At 68.2% G+C, this 17,839-nt stretch carries 15 protein-coding genes; 9 read left to right on the top strand and 6 right to left on the bottom strand.

What is annotated here, in order from left to right:
• The first annotated feature begins 3 nt into the window (after positions 1-3).
• The 4 genes from FHW79_RS03745 (at position 4) to FHW79_RS03730 (ending at position 3,548) form a co-directional block, all read left to right on the top strand.
• The gene (locus FHW79_RS03745) at positions 4-540 is read left to right on the top strand and encodes a DsbE family thiol:disulfide interchange protein (RefSeq protein WP_149164527.1); all 537 of its coding nucleotides are present in this window, start codon (positions 4-6) and stop codon (positions 538-540) included.
• A complete protein-coding gene (locus FHW79_RS03740; RefSeq protein WP_183177683.1) occupies positions 537-1,013 on the top strand; it encodes a cytochrome c-type biogenesis protein in 477 nt (158 codons plus the stop codon). Before FHW79_RS03745 ends, FHW79_RS03740 begins: the two co-directional genes overlap by 4 nt.
• Positions 1,013-2,479, top strand: a complete 1,467-nt coding sequence (ccmI, locus tag FHW79_RS03735) for a c-type cytochrome biogenesis protein CcmI (RefSeq protein ID WP_183177682.1) — start codon at positions 1,013-1,015, stop codon at positions 2,477-2,479. The genes FHW79_RS03740 and ccmI overlap by 1 nt, the downstream gene beginning before the upstream one ends.
• Before the next feature lie 136 nt (positions 2,480-2,615).
• Entirely contained in the window at positions 2,616-3,548 is a 933-nt protein-coding gene (locus tag FHW79_RS03730) for a DMT family transporter (RefSeq protein WP_183177681.1), read from the top strand.
• Positions 3,549-3,552: 4 nt separating this feature from the next.
• Here FHW79_RS03730 and FHW79_RS03725 read toward each other — a convergent pair whose 3' ends face one another.
• A complete protein-coding gene (locus tag FHW79_RS03725) occupies positions 3,553-3,996 on the bottom strand; it encodes a YkvA family protein (protein ID WP_183177680.1) in 444 nt (147 codons plus the stop codon).
• 156 nt (positions 3,997-4,152) lie between these two features.
• Here FHW79_RS03725 and FHW79_RS03720 point away from each other — a divergent pair, with 156 nt between their 5' ends.
• The 3 genes from FHW79_RS03720 (at position 4,153) to FHW79_RS03710 (ending at position 6,884) form a co-directional block, all read left to right on the top strand.
• Positions 4,153-4,557: a rhodanese-like domain-containing protein gene (locus FHW79_RS03720; protein ID WP_211108063.1), complete on the top strand. Its 405-nt coding sequence runs from the start codon at positions 4,153-4,155 to the stop codon at positions 4,555-4,557.
• A gap of 1 nt (position 4,558) precedes the next feature.
• Positions 4,559-4,993: a VOC family protein gene (locus FHW79_RS03715; protein ID WP_183177679.1), complete on the top strand. Its 435-nt coding sequence runs from the start codon at positions 4,559-4,561 to the stop codon at positions 4,991-4,993.
• Positions 4,994-5,177: 184 nt separating this feature from the next.
• Positions 5,178-6,884, top strand: coding sequence for a methyl-accepting chemotaxis protein (locus FHW79_RS03710; RefSeq protein WP_348984032.1), 1,707 nt, complete (start codon positions 5,178-5,180; stop codon positions 6,882-6,884).
• Positions 6,885-6,972: 88 nt separating this feature from the next.
• On the opposite strand, the gene FHW79_RS03705 is transcribed toward FHW79_RS03710, so the two are convergent.
• From FHW79_RS03705 to FHW79_RS03690, 4 genes are all read right to left on the bottom strand, one after another.
• Positions 6,973-8,208 (bottom strand): argininosuccinate synthase, encoded by a 1,236-nt coding sequence (locus FHW79_RS03705; RefSeq protein ID WP_035669763.1) that lies wholly within the window; start codon positions 8,206-8,208, stop codon positions 6,973-6,975.
• A gap of 209 nt (positions 8,209-8,417) precedes the next feature.
• On the bottom strand, positions 8,418-10,265 hold the full coding sequence (locus FHW79_RS03700; RefSeq protein WP_183177677.1) for a glycosyl hydrolase family 17 protein: 1,848 nt from the start codon (positions 10,263-10,265) through the stop codon (positions 8,418-8,420).
• A 204-nt stretch (positions 10,266-10,469) separates the two neighbouring features.
• The gene (locus FHW79_RS03695; RefSeq protein WP_174438653.1) at positions 10,470-11,243 is read right to left on the bottom strand and encodes a ferredoxin--NADP reductase; all 774 of its coding nucleotides are present in this window, start codon (positions 11,241-11,243) and stop codon (positions 10,470-10,472) included.
• A gap of 182 nt (positions 11,244-11,425) precedes the next feature.
• The gene (locus FHW79_RS03690) at positions 11,426-12,868 is read right to left on the bottom strand and encodes a helix-turn-helix domain-containing protein (RefSeq protein ID WP_145682663.1); all 1,443 of its coding nucleotides are present in this window, start codon (positions 12,866-12,868) and stop codon (positions 11,426-11,428) included.
• A gap of 189 nt (positions 12,869-13,057) precedes the next feature.
• On the opposite strand from FHW79_RS03690, the gene aceA reads away from it, so the two are divergent.
• Together aceA and FHW79_RS03680 are read left to right on the top strand one after the other, a co-directional pair.
• Complete coding sequence (aceA, locus tag FHW79_RS03685) at positions 13,058-14,335, top strand: isocitrate lyase (protein WP_109069864.1); 1,278 nt, start codon at positions 13,058-13,060, stop codon at positions 14,333-14,335.
• A gap of 702 nt (positions 14,336-15,037) precedes the next feature.
• Positions 15,038-15,601: a DJ-1/PfpI family protein gene (locus FHW79_RS03680; RefSeq protein ID WP_183177676.1), complete on the top strand. Its 564-nt coding sequence runs from the start codon at positions 15,038-15,040 to the stop codon at positions 15,599-15,601.
• Between the two features lie 138 nt (positions 15,602-15,739).
• Here FHW79_RS03680 and FHW79_RS32495 read toward each other — a convergent pair whose 3' ends face one another.
• Entirely contained in the window at positions 15,740-17,746 is a 2,007-nt protein-coding gene (locus FHW79_RS32495) for an ATP-binding protein (RefSeq protein WP_247884140.1), read from the bottom strand.
• Positions 17,747-17,839: the final 93 nt, after the last annotated feature.

Below are 17,839 nucleotides of genomic sequence, written 5' to 3'. Positions count from 1 at the left end.
CCGATGCGCCGCCTGATCTACCTGTTGCCGCTGCTGCTGTTCGTCGGTGTCGGCGTGGCCTTCCTGCGCGGGTTCGACCGCGACCCGCGCGACATCCCGTCCGCCCTGATCGACAAGCCGGCGCCGGAATTCGCGCTGCCGCCGCTGCCGGGCCACAAGGAAGGGCTGTCCAACGCGACGCTGAAGGGCGACGTCACGCTGGTGAACGTCTTCGCCTCCTGGTGCATCCCCTGCAAGGCCGAGCACCCGATCATCACCCGGCTGGCCCGCGAGCAGGGCGTGACGGTGCGCGGCATCAACCACAAGGACAAGGCCGAGGACGCCATCGCCTGGCTGAACCGCAACGGCGATCCCTACGCCAGCATCGGCGTCGACCTGGACGGCCGCGTGTCCATCGACTGGGGCGTCTACGGCGTGCCGGAGACCTTCCTGCTCGACCGCCAGGGCCGCATCCGCTTCAAGCATGTCGGTCCCCTGACCCCGCAGGTGGTCGAGGAGCAGATCCTGCCCATGGTCAAGCATCTGAGGAGCGCGTCGTGAGAGCCCTCCTTCTCGCCGCCCTGCTGGCCTTGACTCCGGTCGCCGCCTCCGCCGTCCAGCCCGACGAGGTGCTGAAGGACCCGGCGTTGGAAGGCCGCGCGCGGGAGATCAGCAAGGATCTGCGCTGCCTCGTCTGCCAGAACCAGTCGATCGACGACTCCAACGCGCCGCTCGCCCGCGACCTGCGCGTTCTGGTCCGCGAGCGGCTGACCGCCGGCGACAGCAACCAGCAGGTGCTGAGCTTCGTCACCGACCGCTACGGCGACTATGTGCTGCTGCGCCCGCCCTTCAAGGCGACGACGCTGTTCCTGTGGATCGGCCCCTTCGTGATCCTGGCCATCGGCGGCGTCGCCACGGCCCTGTACCTGCGCGGCCGCAAGGGTGCCGCCGTTGCTGCGGGCGGCGACACCGCCCCGCTGACCGAGGACGAGCGGCGGCGCCTGGACGCCCTGCTCCGCAAGGACAAAGCCTGATGCTGTTCTGGATCGTCGCCGCCGCCCTGACGGCGGCCGTGGTGCTGCTGATCGTGCCGCCGCTGCTGAGGAAGCCCGAGGGCGCCGCCGAGGAGCGCGCCGCCTACGACCTGGAGGTCTACCGCGACCAGCTGGGCGAGCTGGAGCGCGACCAGGGCCGCGGCCTGATCAGCGAGGCGCAGGCCGCCGCCGCCCGCGCCGAGATCGGCCGCCGCATGCTGGCCATTGCCGACCGCGGCAAGGGCTCAGCGAAGGGTGGGGCGAAGGATGGCGCGAAGGACGCGAAGAAGGGCATGGCCCCCGCCGCCCGCGCCCCGCGCAGCGCGATGGCGCTGGCCGCCCTGCTGGCCGTCCTGCTGCCGCTCGGCACGCTGGCCGTCTACGGCAAGCTCGGCCGTCCGGAGCTGCCGGCGCAGCCGCTGGCCTCGCGCAACCTCGACCATGAGCGCGGCGGGCCGCCGAAGAACGTGCTGGCGGCGATGGACAAGCTGAAGGCCCAGCTCGCCGAGACCCCCGACGACCCGCAGGGCTGGGCCATCCTCGGCCAGGCCTACGCCAAGATGGGCCGCCTGCCCGAGGCCGCCGACGCGCTGGGCAAGGCGGTCGCCCTGGCCGGCGACGACCTGGAGCTGCTCGGCAGCTACGGCGAGGTCCTGATCTCGGCCAACGGCGGCACCGTGCCGGACGAGGCGCGCAAGACCTTCGACCGCATGCTGGCGAAGGACCCGACCGAGCCGCGCGCCCGTTTCTACGCCGCGCTGGCCCGCTTCCAGGCCGGCGACACCAAGGACGCGCTGGAGCGCTGGAGCGCCCTGCTCGCCGAGACCCACGCCGACGCCCCCTGGGTGCCGGTCGTGCGGGCGCAGATCGCGGAGGCCGCCAAGGCGCTGAACCTCGACCCGGCCAAGGTGACGCCGGAGCCGCTGCCCGCGCAGCAACAGCCGCCGGTCGCCCAGAACCAGGGCCAAAACCAGGGCCAGGGCCAAGCGCAGGGACAGGCCGACGGCGAGGACCAGCAGCAGATGATCCGCGGCATGGTCGACGGGCTGGCCGCCCGGCTGGAGGCCAACCCGGACGACGTTGACGGCTGGCTGCGGCTGTCGCGCTCCTACGGCGTGATGGGCGAGTCGGTCAAGGCCATCGACGCCGCCCGCAAGGCGCGGGAGCGGGCGCCCCAGCGGCCCGACGTGCTGGTCGCCTACGCCTCCGCCCTGCTGTCGGCGGAGCCGCGGAGCAGCAAGCCCGGTCCGATGCCGGAGGAGGCCGTCGCCGCGCTCCGTCAGGCGCTGGCGGCCGAGCCCGACAACCGCGACGCGCTCTGGCTGCTTGGCCTGAACGCCGCCGGCGTCGGCCAGACCACGGAGGCCACCGACCTGTGGACCCGCCTGCTGGCCCAGTTCAAGCCGGAGGAGCCGGAATACACGCTGATTCGCGCCCGCCTCGATTCGCTGAAGGCCGGCGGCTGATCTTCTCCCGCTGATCCTCTCCCCAATGTCCCTTGCACCTGGACCGGTCCGAAGAGCAGGATAGCGATGCACGCTGGGGTGGCGTATCCGGAAACGGAGCGCCGCCCTCAGGCCGATCCGCCAGGGACGCGACCGATTGCCCACCCACGCGCTCACCGCCAAAGGTCCCGCCTCCGGCCCCGGCATGGCGGGAAAGCCGCTGGAGGCGGCCTTCTGGATGCTGGGAGCCGCCCTGTTCATCGCCATCGGCAACGCGATGATCCGCCATGTCAGCGGCGAGTTGCACCCCTTCGAGATCGTCTTCTTCCGCAACCTGTTCAGCCTGATGTTCATGCTGCCCTGGATCGCGGCGGTCGGGCTGGGGCGGCTGCGCACCGGGCGGGCGGGGCTCTACGCCTCGCGCTCGGCGACCAGCCTGGTGGCGATGCTGTGCTGGTTCTACAGCGTCACCCACATGCCGCTGCCGGACGCCACGGCGCTCAGCTTCACCATCCCCCTCTTCGTCACCACCGGGGCCGCGCTGTTCCTGCACGAGACGGTGCGGGCGCGGCGCTGGGCCGCCGTCCTGGTCGGGTTGGCCGGGGTGATGATCGTCATCCGCCCCGACGACGCCACGCTGGACCCGACGATCCTCGTCATGCTCCTGCATTGCGTCGCCGCCGCCGTCACCACGCTCCAGGTGCGGGCGCTGGCGACTTCCGACGGGGTGATGGTCGTGGTGGCCTACATGGGGCTGTTCCTGACCCCGATGGCGCTTTTGCCGGCGCTGTTCGTGTGGGAGTGGCCGAGCTGGACGGCGCTCGGCTGGCTCGTCCTGCTGGGCGGCGTGCTGACGCTGGGACAACTGGCGATGACCCGCGCCTTCAAGCTGGCGCCGGCATCGGCGATGATGCCCTACGACTACGCCCGCCTGCCCTTCACCGCCCTGCTCGCCTGGCCGCTGTTCGGCGAGGCCATGGACCTGTGGGGCTGGGTCGGCGCCGGGGTGATCGCGGCCTCCGCCCTCTACACCGCGCACCGCGACGCCGCGCAGTCGCGCGCCGAGCGGACGGCCTCCGCCAAGGCGTGAGCCGTCAGCCGTTTCCGGCGGGCTTCATCCCGGAAGCATCATCCGGCGGGGGCTTCATCCGCTGTTCCTTGCGCAGGGCGGCGCGGGCGCGGTCCTCATGCTCCGGCTTCAGGTTGCTCCGCACCGCATGGACGGCCGTGGCCAGCACCGCCGCATCGTCCGCGAAGCCGACCACGACCAGCCAATCCGGGATCGAGTCCGCGGGCAGCACGAAATAGGCCAGCGCCGCCATCAGGATCGCCTTCGCCTTGAAGGGCGTCTGCGGGTCGGTCGCGCAGAAGAAGGCGGCCAGCGCTTGCTCCAGGAAGGGAATGCGGTGCAGGTTGGCGCGCAGCGTGTTCCAGAAGCGGCGTCGGACGTAGCGCTCGTTCCGCTCCACGCGGACGGGATCGATGACGGTGGGCAAAGCGGCGGCGGCTTCGGTGGGTCCGTCGGTGGCGATCGGCATGGCTTTCCCTGGGCTCCCCCTGCACCGGCCGCCCTTCCCGGTGGACCGGGCGGGGCGGCCTGTTGCACAGTTGCGTAGAGCGATAACAGTGCAGACGCGCCAACGGTCCCGCCAAGGGTTCGATTACGGCCAAAGGGTCAGAAGGAGGAAACCGCCATGCCGATGAAGAAGGGCTACAAGGATCTGCTGGCCGAAGCGAACGCCCGCATCCAGACGATCACGCCGCAGGAGGCGCTGTCCCTGCACGGCGACCCCGACGTGGTGTTCGTGGACATCCGCGACCCGCGCGAACTGACGCGCGACGGCATGATCCCCGGCGCCTTCCCGGCCACCCGCGGCATGCTGGAATTCTGGGTGGACCCGGACAGCCCCTATCACAAGCCGGTCTTCGCGTCGGGCAAGCGCTTCGTCTTCTACTGCGCCAGCGGCTGGCGCTCGGCGCTCGCCACCGACACCGTGCAGTCGATGGGGCTGGAAAACGTCTGCCACCTCGAAGGCGGCTTCAAGGGCTGGAGGGAGGCCGGGCTGCCCGTCGCCACGGTCGAACGCAAGGAGGCCTGAGATGGAACAGCGAGTCAGCCTGATCACGCTGGGCGTCGCCGACCTCGCGCGCAGCCGCCGCTTCTACGAGGAGGGGCTGGGCTGGACCCCCTCCCCGGTCAGCCAGGACGCCGTCACCTTTTACCAGCTGGGCGGCGTGGCGCTTGCCCTGTTCGGGCGGGAAGCGCTGGCCGAGGACGCGCATTTGGCGGAATCCGGCCCGACCTCGGGCTTCGGCGGCATCACGCTGGCCCACAATCTGCGCAGCAAGGCGGAGGTGGACGCGGTGATGGCCCAGGCCGAGCGCGCCGGCGGGCGTATCCTGAAGCCGGCGCAGGATGTCTTCTGGGGCGGCTACAGCGGCTATTTCGCCGATCCGGACGGCCACCCCTGGGAGGTCGCCTGGAACCCCTTCGCTGCGCTGGGCGAGGACGGGAGCTTCAAGCTGGAAGGATGAGCGGCACGCCGCCCACTCACAATCTTTGATCGAAGATGTGGTGGGAATGTTTGACACCATTCGGAGCAGGACACCGTCATGACAGTCATGGCGGTGTCGCTCGGGAGCGAGAAATGTTACTTTTTGACGAAATATATTTTCGTTAAAATGTAGCTTAATATTAATATGTATCACCCACGATGCCATGACCTGCAACGTCAACGCATCGTGGAACGAGCCGATGTCTACGGTCAAAGCACGCCTTTTGGTTGCCCTCTCTGTTCTTTGCTTCTTTCTTTTCGCGATTGCGGCCACAGGTTGGCTGGCCCTTGGGCAGTCGCACCAGGGCATGGAGACGGTGTTCAAGGACCGCGTCGTCCCGTTGCGCGATTTGAAAGTCGTTTCCGACATGTTCGCCGTCAACATCGTTGACACCACGCACAAGGTGCGCGGCGGCGCCGAGACGTGGGACGGCGGCCTCAAATCCATCGACGCCGCACTCGGCGAGATCGCAACGCGCTGGTCGGCCTTCATGGCCACCTCGATGAACGCCCGCGAGAAGGAACTGGCGAACGAGGCCGAGCGCCATATGGGCAAGGCGCGCGCCGCCGCGACGACCGCCCGCGCGCTGATGCAGGCCAGGGATCAGGCCGCGCTGGACGCCTTCGCGGTGTCCACGCTCTACCCCAGCATCGATCCGGTGGCGGCGGCCGTCGGAAAGCTGGTCGACCTGCAGTTGAAGGAAGCCGAGGCCGAGTATGAACGGACCAACGCCGCTTACGACACCTCCCGCTGGATTCTGGGGATCGCGGTGCTGCTCGGCGTGATGGCCGCGGCTTTCGCGGTGACGACGACGCTGTTCCGCGTGGTCGGCCCGCTGCGCGCCATGGCCGAACTGATGCAGCGCCTCGCCAAGGGCGATCTCGGCATCACCGTCGACGGCACGGACCGGATGGACGAGGTCGGCACGCTCGCCCGCTCCCTGTCCGTGTTCAAGGACTCCGCCGTCGCGAACCGCCGGATGGAGGAGGAGCAGCGCCAGGAGCAGGCCCGCAAGGAAGCCCGGCAGGCGCTCGTGGAAAACTACATCGTCGGCTTCGACAGCACGGTGCACGCGACGCTGAAGATGCTGGCCTCCGCCGCCACCGAGATGCGCGCCACCGCCGAGTCCATGTCCTCCACCGCCGAGGAGACGAGCCGGCAGGCCTCGACGGTCGCCGCCGCGTCGGAGCAGGCGACCACCAACGTCCAGGCGGTCGCCGGGGCCACCGAGGAGCTGTCCGCCTCCATCACCGAGATCGGCCGCCACGTCGCGACCTCCACCACCATCGCCGGCAACGCCGTGGATGAGGCGGCCCGCACCGACCAGACGGTCCAGGGGCTGGCGGAGGCCGGTCAGAAGATCGGCGAGGTGGTCGGGCTCATCAAGGCCATCGCCGACCAGACCAACCTGCTGGCGCTCAACGCCACCATCGAGGCCGCGCGCGCCGGGGAGGCCGGCAAGGGCTTCGCCGTGGTGGCCTCGGAGGTCAAAAGCCTCGCCAACCAGACGGCCAAGGCGACCGAGGAGATCGCCACCCAGATCCAGACGATCCAGGGGGTAACCACCGAAACCGTTCGGGCCATCAAGACCATCGGCGGGACGATCGGCGAGATCAACGGCATCGCCACCACCATCGCCGCCGCGGTGGAGGAGCAGGGTGCCGCCACGGGAGAGATCGCCCGCAACGTCCAGCAGGCCGCCCACGGCACGACGGAGGTGTCGGGCAGCATCGTCCAGGTCCATCAGGCCGCGGTGGAGACCGGATCGGCGGCTTCCCAGGTGCTGTCGTCGGCCGAGGAACTCAGCCGGCAGGCGGAAACGCTCCGCCTGGAGGTCGAGCGCTTCCTCGTCAACATCCGGGCGGCGTGAGCAGGAGCCCTGGACCACACAGCCTTCGCCCGAAACGAAACGAGGGGGCCGAAGCCCCCTCGTTCCACATCCGCAACGGGTCTCGCGCTTACTTGACGTTCGCGCGGGCCATGGCGCCCAGGCGCAGGCGGAGCGCGTTCAGCTTGATGAAGCCTTCCGCGTCCTTCTGGTTGTAGACGCTGTCTTCCTCGAACGTCACATAGTCCATGCGGTAGAGGCTGTTCGGCGACTTGCGGCCGACGACCGTGACGTTGCCCTTGAACAGCTTCAGGCGGACCACGCCGTTCACCGGCTCCTGGGTCTGGTCGATCAGCGCCTGGAGCGCCAGACGCTCCGGGCTGAACCAATAGCCGCAATAGATCAGTTCGGCGTAGCGCGGCATCAGCTCATCCTTCAGATGGCCGGCGCCGCGGTCGAGCGTGATGCTCTCCATCGCGCGGTGGGCGGCCAGCAGGATGGTGCCGCCCGGCGTCTCGTACACGCCGCGCGACTTCATGCCGACATAGCGGTTCTCGACGAGGTCGAGGCGGCCGATGCCGTTCTCGCCGCCCAGACGGTTCAGCTCGGTCAGCAGGGCCGCCGGGGACAGGGCCTTGCCGTCGATCGCCACGGCGTCGCCGCGCTTGAACTCGACCTCGACGTAGGTCGGGGTGTCCGGGGCCTTCTCCGGGGCGACGGAGCGGGTGTACATGTCCTCGAACGGCTCGACCCACGGGTCCTCCAGCGCCTTCCCCTCGTAGGAGATGTGAAGGAGGTTGGCGTCGGTGGAGTACGGGGCCTCGCCGCGCTTGTCCTTGGCGATCGGAATCTGGTTCTTCTCGGCGTAGTCGATCAGCCGGGTGCGGCTGTTCAGATCCCACTCGCGCCACGGGGCGATGATCTTGATGTCCGGGCGGAGCGCGTAGTAGCCCAGCTCGAAGCGGACCTGATCGTTGCCCTTGCCGGTGGCGCCGTGGGCCACGGCGTCGGCGCCGACCTGGTTGGCGATCTCGATCTGGCGCTTGGCGATCAGCGGCCGGGCGATCGAGGTGCCGAGCAGGTAGGTGCCCTCATAGAGGGTGTTGGCGCGGAACATCGGGAACACGAAGTCCCGCACGAACTCTTCGCGCAGATCGTCGATGAAGATGTTTTCCGGCTTGATGCCCAGAAGCTCGGCCTTCTTGCGCGCCGGCTCCAGCTCCTCGCCCTGGCCGAGGTCGGCGGTGAAGGTCACCACCTCGCATTGATAGGTTTCCTGGAGCCACTTCAGGATCACCGAGGTGTCGAGGCCGCCCGAATAGGCGAGCACCACTTTCTTGATCTGTTTGCCGGACGCACCGCTCATGGGACTACTCACGCGGGTGGGGAAAAATATCGGTGCCGGACAGTAGCCCTACGACCGATGCGAATCAATCGGTCCCGCTCGCTCCGTTCCTGCAACGGCACTTGGGTTGCCGGGGGCCGCGGTCCGCCGAAACCCGGTGCGCCGCCACCGCAACCGGAATCACGGCCCGCTCGGGATCGATTGACGGGCTGCAAAGACGCGTCGACAGCCTATCCCCGGAGGGGAGAGGGAACAACGAAAGCGGTCTCGCCGCGGCGGACGGCCAGCACGGCGGCGGCGTAGGGCACCGCCAGCAGGACCTGGAGCGCGGCCCAGGACAGCGCTTCCCAGTTCGGGCTGGTCCACACCACCTCGTGCAGGGCCTCCATGAAGGGAAGCTGCCCGTAGATCAGCGACTCCATCGGCACCACCCCTTCCGCCAGCACGGTCAGCAGAGCGCCGAGCACCAGCAGGCTGGCCAGCGCCGCCTCCAGCGGCAGGCGACGGACGGCGCCGCACAGCCCGCGCGCCGGGGCATCGGCCACTGGGAAATTGGTCGCTGGGAAATCGGTCCCTGGGAAATCGGCCACCGGGACGGCGGGGCGGAACAGCCCGCCGATCCCCCAGGCGGCCAGCGCCCCCGTGCCCTCCGGACGCCGCGTGGCGCGCATGGCGCCGAGCGCCAGCAGGCCGAGCGCCGGCAGGGCGAAATACCAGTTGGGGAAGTCGCGGTAGCGCCCGTCGAACACGATCAGGACGCTCCAGGCGATCCCCAGCAAGGCGAGGACCACGGCGGCGGCCTTGCCCACCGTCTCCAGCCGCGACAGCGCCGGACGGCCGCGCAGCGGGGCCAGCGGTTCCAGCGCCAGACCGCCGCTGCCCAGCGCCCGCCGGGCGGCCAGCAGGACGGCCATCGACAGCACGCCCGTCGCCGCCAGCATAACGACCGACAGCGCCACGTCCTGCGGGTAGTGCTTGCCGTGCAGCGCCCCCCAGACGGCGTGGGTGTAGAGGGTGGACAGCGCCTGCGCCAGGAAGGCCAGGGCGGCGAAGGCCCCGCCGCTCAGCGGACGGCCGCGCAGGGTCAGCCCGATGACGAGCACCAGCGCGAGGCCGGACGAGACGCCGAACAGCACCGGCCATTGGCGGTTCTCCACCACCGGCCCGGCCAGGGCGAATTTCGCCTGACGGTCGGCGGTGTAGAGGCCCCAGTGACCGCCCACCGTGCCCTCCAGCTTGGCCTTCCAGCCCTGGTCGAAGGCCTCGATCACGTTGTAGTCGAAGCCCTCCTGCTCGGCGAGGCGGACGAAGCCGTTGACGAACTTGGCCTTGTTGACCAACCCGGTGACCGCGGCGCCGCGCGACCGGCCCTCGGTCGGCCAGCCGGTTTCGCCGACCAGGATCGGCTTGCCGGGGAAGCGCTGGGCGATCGTGCGGTAGCTGCCGCGGATGCGTTCCATGGCGCCGGTCACGTCGGTCGGCACGTCCTCCCAGTAGGGCAGCAGGTGGATGGTCAGGTAATCGACGTGATCCGCGATCTGCGGGTACTTCAGCCACCATTCCCAGACGTCGGCGTAGGACACCGGCTGCTTCACCGCCGCCTTCACGCGGTCGATGTAGCCGGCCACCTGCTCCGGCGTCAGCTCGCGGCGCAGAAGCACCTCGTTGCCGACGATCACGCGGGTGATGACGTCCGGGTAGCGGTTGGCGAGGTCGATGAGGGAGGCGACCTCCTTCTCGTTCTTGTCCAGCCGCGAGGACAGCCACGCCCCCATGGTGACCTGCATGCCGTGGCGGCGGGCCAGCTCCGGCACCACCTCCAGCCCTTCCAGCGAGGTGTAGGTGCGCACCCCCGCCACCTGCGGAGCGAGGGCCGCCAGATCCTCGTCGATCTGCTCCACGGTGGGGAAGGTCTGCGTCAGCGGACTCTGGCCGTCGCGGAAGGGCGCGAAGGAGACGCTTTTCAGCTTGCCGCCGGGCGGCGGGTCGAGCGGCACCGGCTGGTTCGGCAGCGACCAGACGGCAAAATTCGCGAGGCCGGCCACGAGCAGCACGGCGAGGATCGTGATGAGGCGCATGGAGGGGATGTCTACACCAAATGCGGGATCGGCAAAACGGTCTGGCGAACCGGGTTGGTTCCAGAAGGAAAACGGGCGCGCCCCCGCAAGGGAGGCGCGCCCGTCAAGGACCAACCCGGCCCAGGCGGGCCGGCTGGAGTTGATGACGTGCCATCGTCACGTCCCATCAACGAACCGCGGCCCGCTTTATTCCGGCAAATCCGCTCAGCGTTCCACAAAAGCCTTTTCGATCACGTAATGACCGGGTTCGCCGTTGTGGCCCATGGAGAAGCCCAGCTCGTTCATGATGCCGCTGGTCTCGTCGAGCATGGCCGGGCTGCCGCAGATCATCACGCGGTCGACCTCGCGGTCGAAGGGGGCCAGCCCGACGTCGGAGAACAGCTTGCCGTTGCGGATCAGGTCGGTGATGCGGCCCTGGTTGCGGAACGGCTCGCGCGTCACGGTCGGGTAATAGATCAGCTTCTGCGTCACATCCTCGCCGAAGAACTCGTTCTCCGGCAGGACGGTGTTGATGATGTCGCCGTACGCCAGCTCACCCACCGTACGCGTCGTGTGGGTCAGGATCACCTTGTCGAACCGGGCGTACATCTCCGGGTCCTTGATGATGCTGAGGAACGGGGCGAGGCCCGTGCCGGTGCTGAGCAGGTACAGGTTGCGGCCGGGCAGCAGGTTGTCGGTGACCAGCGTGCCCGTCGCCTTGCGGTTGACCAGCAGCGTGTCGCCTTCCTTGAGGTGCTGGAGGCGCGAGGTCAGCGGGCCGTCCTGCACTTTGATCGAGAAGAACTCCAGCGTCTCCTCGTAGCTGGCGCTGACCAGGCTGTACGCGCGCAGCAGCGGCCGGCCGTTCACCTCCAGGCCGATCATGGTGAACTGTCCGGGATCGAAACGGAACGAGGGATCGCGCGTGGTGGTGAAGCTGAACAGCGTGTCCGTCCAGTGGTGAACGCGCAGGACGCGCTCATGAATCAGATTGCTCATGGAATCCGCAGGTCCGTTTCGGTGACCGGCATGCTGTGGCCGGTGTCGTTTCAGAAGCCAAGCCGTGCCGCATTGCAGCACATCTCTTTAACAATAAATTCGTCAACAGACCACTAATTTATACCAACAATTTTGTTGTGGCTTTTCGGTTACCACAAGACGGTATTGCAAAATAAGTGGCCCTACTCTCCCGCCGGCGGGGCGAAGAGGTAGGGCGACAAACCCCTCAGATTCTCATCGACAATCAGGCGATGGTTCAGCGGTGGGAAGGCGCGCTGTGAGCAATCCAGCCGCGGACAGAGCCGGCAATTCACACCGATGGGGGTCGCCGCCTCGGTGTTTTCCAGATCCACACCGTCCGCATAGGTGATCTGCGCCGCGTGCTGGAGGTCGCATCCCAGCGCGATGGCGAACTGCTGCGGCGGGCTGCGGAAGCCGCCGCCGGCCTTCACCACCGTGCGGGCGATGGAGAAGTAGGTGGTGCCGTCGGGCATCTGGGCCAGCTGGCTGTGGATTTTTCCCGGCGTGCGGAAGGCCTCGTAGACGATCCAGCGGGCGCAGCCGCCGCCGAATCGCGCCAGATGGAACCCGGCGCCGGAAAAGCGCTTGGACACGTTGCCGGCGCTGTCCACCCGCATCAGGAAGAAGGGAACGCCCTTCGCCCCCGGCCGCTGCAGCGTGGTCAGCCGCTGGCAGACCTGCTCGAACGAGGCATCGAACCGGCGCCGTAATATTTCGATATCGTATCGAACCTGATTGGCCGCCTCCCAGAAACGGGCGTAGGGCATCACCACCGCCGCCGCGAAATAGTTGGCGAGACCGATGCGGGCCAAGCGCCGCGCCTCGTCCCCCGTCAAACCGGACGACTCGACGATCTGGTTCAGCAGGTCGCGGTGGCGCAGCAGGGCGATCTGACAGGCGAGCTGGAAGTTCCGCCCGGACGGCGCCAGCATCTCCGACAGCAGGATGCGCCGCCCGTGCCGGTCGAACCGGCGCACCGCGTAGCCCATGATGTCGGAGGGCAGCAGCCGGACGCGGACGCTGTGGTTGTTCAGCAGATAGTCGGTCAGGCCCCGGTAGAGGTCGCCCTTCTCCAGCCGGCCCTCCTGCCACAGCTCCTCCGCCGCCGCCTCAAGCTCGGCGAAGTGGTTGGAATGGGCCTGGAAGAGGTCGCGCACCTCGTCCTGCGGGAAGGAGGAGGTCTGGACCAGATGCAGCTTCTCGCGGTCGGCCACCCGTTCCGACAGGGTCTGCAGGTCGTCGCGGCTGGTGCGGAAGGCGCGGTAGAGCGCCACCACCGCCTGCCCCAGCGTCGGGGCGACCGCCGCCAGTTCGCGGAAATCCTGGTTCTTGATGTCGGAGCCGTCGAACAGCGGGTCGGCGAAGACCTCGCGCAGGCCGGCGACGAGGCGGCTCTCCTCGTCCTCCGCGAAGCTCTGCAGGTCCACCCCGAACTGCTGGCCCAGCTTCAGCAGCAGCGGCACGGTAACCGGGCGCTGGTTGTGCTCGATCAGGTTCAGGTAGCTGGGGGAAATGCCGAGCTGCTCGGCCATCTGGGCCTGGGTCAGCCCATGGTCGCGGCGCAGCCGACGCACCTTTGGACCCAGCATCGCCTTCTTGTCCATGACCGCCCGAACTCCAGCTGCGCCGATTTACAATATTTACCGATTTACAGAACTTTTCTGACGGCAGTTTACAAACAGACCCTTTTACAAACAAGGGCATGTTGCAAGGCAGCGAAGGCCGTTTTAGTTGTCTTGTCAGGGCAAGCGCTCAAAAGCAGCGCAACGGTGACGAAAAGAAGGAAAACGACCATGTCGCTCGATGAAAAGACCAAGGCCGCTCTCCGCGCCGCGCGCTTCGAAGGCATCAAGCGCGATTACACCCAGGACGATGTGAAGCGCCTCAGCGGCTCGGTCAAGATCGAGTACACGCTGGCGGAACTGGGCGCCCAGCGCCTGTGGGAACTGCTGAACACCGAACCGTACATCAACACGCTGGGCGCCCTGACCGGCAACCAGGCGATGCAGGCGGTGAAGGCCGGCCTGAAGGCCATCTACCTGTCGGGCTGGCAGGTCGCCGGCGACGCCAACCTGGCCGGCCAGATGTACCCGGACCAGAGCCTGTACCCGGCCAACTCGGTGCCGGCGGTGGTCGAGCGCATCAACAACACCTTCAAGCGCGCCGATGAGATCCAGACCGCCGAGGGCAAGGGCGACACCTACTGGTTCGCGCCGATCATCGCGGATGCCGAGGCCGGCTTCGGCGGCCCGCTGAACGTCTTCGAGCTGATGAAGGCGATGATCAAGGCCGGCGCCGCGGGCGTCCACTTTGAGGACCAGCTCGCGTCCGAGAAGAAGTGCGGCCATCTCGGCGGCAAGGTGCTGATCCCGACGCAGCAGCACATCCGCACGCTGAACGCCGCCCGTCTGGCCGCCGACACCATGGGCACCTCGACCATCGTGCTCTGCCGCACCGACGCGGAGTCCGCGCAGCTCATCACCTCGGACGTCGACGAGCGCGACCATCCCTTCATCGACTTCGACGCCGGCCGCACCTCGGAGGGCTTCTTCCGCCTGAAGAAGGGCACGGGCGTCGAGCATTGCATCGCCCGCGGCCTGTCCTACGCCCCCTACTCGGACCTGCTGTGGTGGGAGACCTCCCGCCCGAACCTGGAGGAGGCCAAGCGCTTCGCCGAGGCGATCCGCAAGGAGTTCCCGAACAAGCTGCTGGCCTACAACTGCTCGCCGAGCTTCAACTGGAAGGCCAACCTGGACGAGGCCGACATCGCCAAGTTCCAGCGCGAGATCGGCGCCATGGGCTACAAGTTCCAGTTCGTGACTCTGGCCGGCTTCCACAGCCTGAACTACTCGGCCTTCAAGCTGGCCAAGGGCTACGCGGCGCGCGGCATGGCCGCCTACTCGGAGCTGCAGGAGGCGGAATTCGCGGCGGAGGCCGAGGGCTACACCGCGACCAAGCACCAGCGCGAGGTCGGCACCGGCTACTTCGACGCGGTCGCCACGGCGATCTCGGGCGGCCAGTCCTCCACCACCGCCTACAAGGACTCCACCGAGGCCGATCAGTTCCATTGATCCGCCTCTTCTGATCCAAAGGCCGGGCGCGTCCGGTTCCATCCGCCGGACGCGCCCGCCTTGAACGAGACAGCACTTTGCCCCTGCAAAGTGTGAAAGGGTCATACGGCCGCCCATCGCGGCAGCCTCCCCGGCTCGGGCCGTATGACCGGTTTGCGCCGATCCCCCGGACGGTTGGCTTCGGCCCGCCGCTCCGGTGACCGGTGGTTCCCGATCCGGTGTGCGAGCCGGATCTCTTCGAACGGCTGACGCTATTGACTTCAAACGGCCGGAGGTCCACCTCCGGCCGCTTCTTTTTGCGACCGCCGGCCTTTCCTACGACCATTCGTTGTCACAGCCGCGTCATGGCGGCATGGCTGACCTGCGCCATCCCGACCGTCATGATCGGGAAAACGTGATTAAGTCTTGAGCGCGACCGCGAAATTGCCGGGTCGGTTGCCCTGCCCGCGGGTGGGGAAGCTGCGTTGCAGTGCGGAATAAGCCATTGACTTGGGACCTCGTTGCCGCCACTTGTGTTCCATGCTCACCACAAACCGATCAGGGGCGTAATTGCCCCCCGCCGGACCTCATTGGACGAGGGCCGGCTGCGGGTCCCATCGCCGCGCAAGGCCTTGCGCGGCGTGCGCCGTTTCTTTTCCCCGACGGCGCATTCCTCGGCGATGGCCCGCACACACTGGTTGAACGATGAAAGGACAAGACAGTATGGATCAACCCCTCGCAGGAAAGAGCATTGCCATTCTCGTCGCCAACGGCTTTGAGGAACTGGAGATGACGGAGCCGCAACGGGCTCTCCTCAAGACCGGCGCTACTCTTCGTACGATTTCCCCTGAGCAGGGTCTGGTGAACGGCTGGCACGGCAAGTCCTGGGGCCATTACTTCCCGGTGGACAAGCAGGTCGGCGAGGTTCTGGGTGCCGACTATGACATGCTGCTGCTGCCGGGTGGCGAGCGCAGCGTCACCAAGCTCCAGCAGAGCGCCCACACCCGCCGCATCGTCGGCCACTTCCTGGACGCCGGCAAGCCGATCGCCGCGATCGACCAGGGTATCCAGCTCCTGGCCATCCCGGGCAAGCTGAAGGGCCGCACGCTGGCCGCTCCCGAGGTCGTCCGCGCCGAGCTGGAAGCCGCCGGCGGCAAGATCAGCGACGAGGCCCTGGTGGTGGACAACGTGACCATCACGGCGCTGGGCCACGACGAACTGGCCGCCTTCGTCGAGCAGGTCGTCAAGGTCTTCTCCGAGGCCGCCGCCGTGCGCAAGGCCGCCTAAGGCCAAGCCAGCTTAAGGCCAGCCAGCGCGCCTCGACAGGCCACCCGTCTTTCCTGCGGGTTTCGTCTTGTGGGTCCACGGCCGCCGCGCGTCCAGCGCGCGCGGCCGTTGCGCGTTTCGGGGAGCCGTTTCCGGCCTTCAGGACGACCGCGCAGCCCCGCCGACCCGGCAGGGCGGGAAGGTCAGGCATACGGTTGTCCCGGCTCCGACCCGGCTGTCGATATGAAAGCTGCCGCCATGCAGCGCGATCAGCGCGCGGGTCAGCGGCAATCCCAGGCCGGAGCCGCGCTCCGCCACCCGGTCGCGGCCCTGGTTATGGCCCGGATTGTGGCCATGCACCTGCCCGAAGGCGTCCAGCGCCACCGGGATCTGTTCGGGCCGCATGCCGATGCCGTTGTCGGCGACGGTCAGCGCGATGCCGCCGTCCTCCGTCAGCTCCGCGCACACCCGCACGCGGCCGTCTTTGGGAGGGGCGAACTTGATGGCGTTGCCGATCAGGTTGGTCAGCATCTGCCGGATCTGCGAGGCGTCGCCGTGCAGACTCGGCAGGTCTTCGGGAATCTCCATGCACAGCGCGACCGCCGCCTCGCACGCCCGCGGCTGCATCATGCCGAAGGTCAGATCGACCAGCAGGGACAGGTTGCAGGCCTCCTCGTGCAGGTCCATCCGCCCGGCCTCGATCCGCGCGAGGTCGAGCAGGTTGTTGATGAGGTCCAGCATGTAGACGCCGGCCGCCGCGATCTGGCCGGCATATTCGCGGTAGCGCGGGTTGTTCGGCCCCATCATCTCGTCATGGATGATCTGGGCGAAGCCGAGCACGGCGTTCAGCGGCGTGCGCAGTTCGTGGCTCAGGTGGTGGACGTAGTCGGACTTGCGCTGGTTGGCCAGTTCGGCCTCGTCGCGGGCGGCGCTCAGCTCGGCCTCGCGGGCCTTGAGGTCGGTGATGTCGGCGCGGATGCCGACGGTGCCGCCCTCGTAGGTCCGCCATTCCTCGATGCGAATCCAGCGCCCGTCGTGAAGCTCCATTTCCATGGGCGGGCCGGCACCGCGGTGCTGCGCGATGCGCCGCTCGACCCAGCCCTCCAGGTCGCCGTCCGGCACCCGATAGACGCCCCGCTCCACCCCGCCGCGCAACACCTCCTCGAAGCTGGCGCCCGGCGTGATGAGGTCGGTGTTGGCGGAAAACAGCTCCCGATAGCGCCCGTTGCACAACACCAGCCGGTCCTGGGCGTCGTACAGCACGAAGCCCTCGGTGATGCATTCGATGGCGTCGGACAGCAGGTGATGGGCCCGCCGGGCCGCGCTCTCCGCCTGCACCCGCTCCGTGACGTTGCGGATGCTGCACATCACGCGGTCGCTGTCGGGCAGGGCGACCAGCCGCGCCTCGAAGTGCTTGGTGTCCCCCACCGATCCGGCCCCCGCCGATCCGGCCCCCGCTGATCCGGAAGGCGGCGGCAGGGAGAAGTCCAGTCCGATGACCGTCTGGCCGTCGTTCAGCCGGCCGAGCGCCGCGGCCAGCATCCCGGCGGCGGGATCGGGCAGCACCTCCTGCACGCGATGGGCCAGGAAGCGCTCGGCGGGCACGTTCAGGTCACCGGGGCTGGCGGCGGCGAAGTCGAGGATGGTGCCGTCGCGCAGCAGCTCGAAACGGATGTCGGGATAGGCGTAGGACAGCGCGATGAGCTGCTCGTTCAGCCGCATCATCTCCTGCCGGGCTCCGCTGTCGGCGGGCGCCTCGGCAAGGATCAGCCCGCTCGGGTGCGGCGCCGGAACCAGCCGGAGATCCACCTCCAAAGGCAGGGTCAGGGGGGCATGGATGGTCACCCGCGCTTCCACCGTCCGCCCCGCGGCAGCCTGCTGCAGCGCGGCGGTGAATCGGCTGGACAGGCTGACCCGCACGGCGGCGGCGGGCGCATCGTGCTCCAGGCCGATCAGCGCGCGGGCGGCGCCGTTCAGCCAGACGGTCAGCCCATCGGGACGGAGCAGCCACAGCGGCGTGGCGAGCGCGTCCAGCCATAGCAATCCCGCTGCTTCTTCCGGGGCCATGTCCAGCTCGTCCTTCTCCAGCCGGGCCCTCTCCAGCCCGAGAGGCACCGCATCGGCGTGTGCGGCGTCGGGCAGGACGATGGTCATGGGCGGCAACATGGCAGATCATGCATGGCGGACATGCTATCAGAGCAAGACAGGGCGTGAACAGGGGCAGGGCGACCGTCCGAACCGTCTATTTCCAACCCAGCC

Source organism: Azospirillum sp. OGB3 (assembly GCF_014192915.1).
Classification (GTDB): Bacteria; Pseudomonadota; Alphaproteobacteria; order Azospirillales; family Azospirillaceae; genus Azospirillum.
The sequence above is the reverse complement of the archived record's forward strand: the minus strand, read 5'-3'. Positions and strand labels throughout refer to the sequence as shown.

Excerpts from the sequence above, each read along its gene's own strand:
- FHW79_RS03745 (WP_149164527.1), top strand. The coding sequence starts at position 4 with ATGCGCCGCCTGATCTACCTGTTGCCGCTGCTGCTGTTCGTCGGTGTC.
- ccmI (WP_183177682.1), top strand. The coding sequence starts at position 1,013 with ATGCTGTTCTGGATCGTCGCCGCCGCCCTGACGGCGGCCGTGGTGCTG.
- FHW79_RS03725 (WP_183177680.1), bottom strand. The coding sequence starts at position 3,996 with ATGCCGATCGCCACCGACGGACCCACCGAAGCCGCCGCCGCTTTGCCC.
- FHW79_RS03720 (WP_211108063.1), top strand. The coding sequence starts at position 4,153 with ATGCCGATGAAGAAGGGCTACAAGGATCTGCTGGCCGAAGCGAACGCC.
- FHW79_RS03715 (WP_183177679.1), top strand. The coding sequence starts at position 4,559 with ATGGAACAGCGAGTCAGCCTGATCACGCTGGGCGTCGCCGACCTCGCG.
- FHW79_RS03710 (WP_348984032.1), top strand. The coding sequence starts at position 5,178 with ATGACCTGCAACGTCAACGCATCGTGGAACGAGCCGATGTCTACGGTC.
- FHW79_RS03705 (WP_035669763.1), bottom strand. The coding sequence starts at position 8,208 with ATGAGCGGTGCGTCCGGCAAACAGATCAAGAAAGTGGTGCTCGCCTAT.
- FHW79_RS03700 (WP_183177677.1), bottom strand. The coding sequence starts at position 10,265 with ATGCGCCTCATCACGATCCTCGCCGTGCTGCTCGTGGCCGGCCTCGCG.
- FHW79_RS03695 (WP_174438653.1), bottom strand. The coding sequence starts at position 11,243 with ATGAGCAATCTGATTCATGAGCGCGTCCTGCGCGTTCACCACTGGACG.
- FHW79_RS03690 (WP_145682663.1), bottom strand. The coding sequence starts at position 12,868 with ATGGACAAGAAGGCGATGCTGGGTCCAAAGGTGCGTCGGCTGCGCCGC.
- aceA (WP_109069864.1), top strand. The coding sequence starts at position 13,058 with ATGTCGCTCGATGAAAAGACCAAGGCCGCTCTCCGCGCCGCGCGCTTC.
- FHW79_RS03680 (WP_183177676.1), top strand. The coding sequence starts at position 15,038 with ATGGATCAACCCCTCGCAGGAAAGAGCATTGCCATTCTCGTCGCCAAC.
- FHW79_RS32495 (WP_247884140.1), bottom strand. The coding sequence starts at position 17,746 with ATGTTGCCGCCCATGACCATCGTCCTGCCCGACGCCGCACACGCCGAT.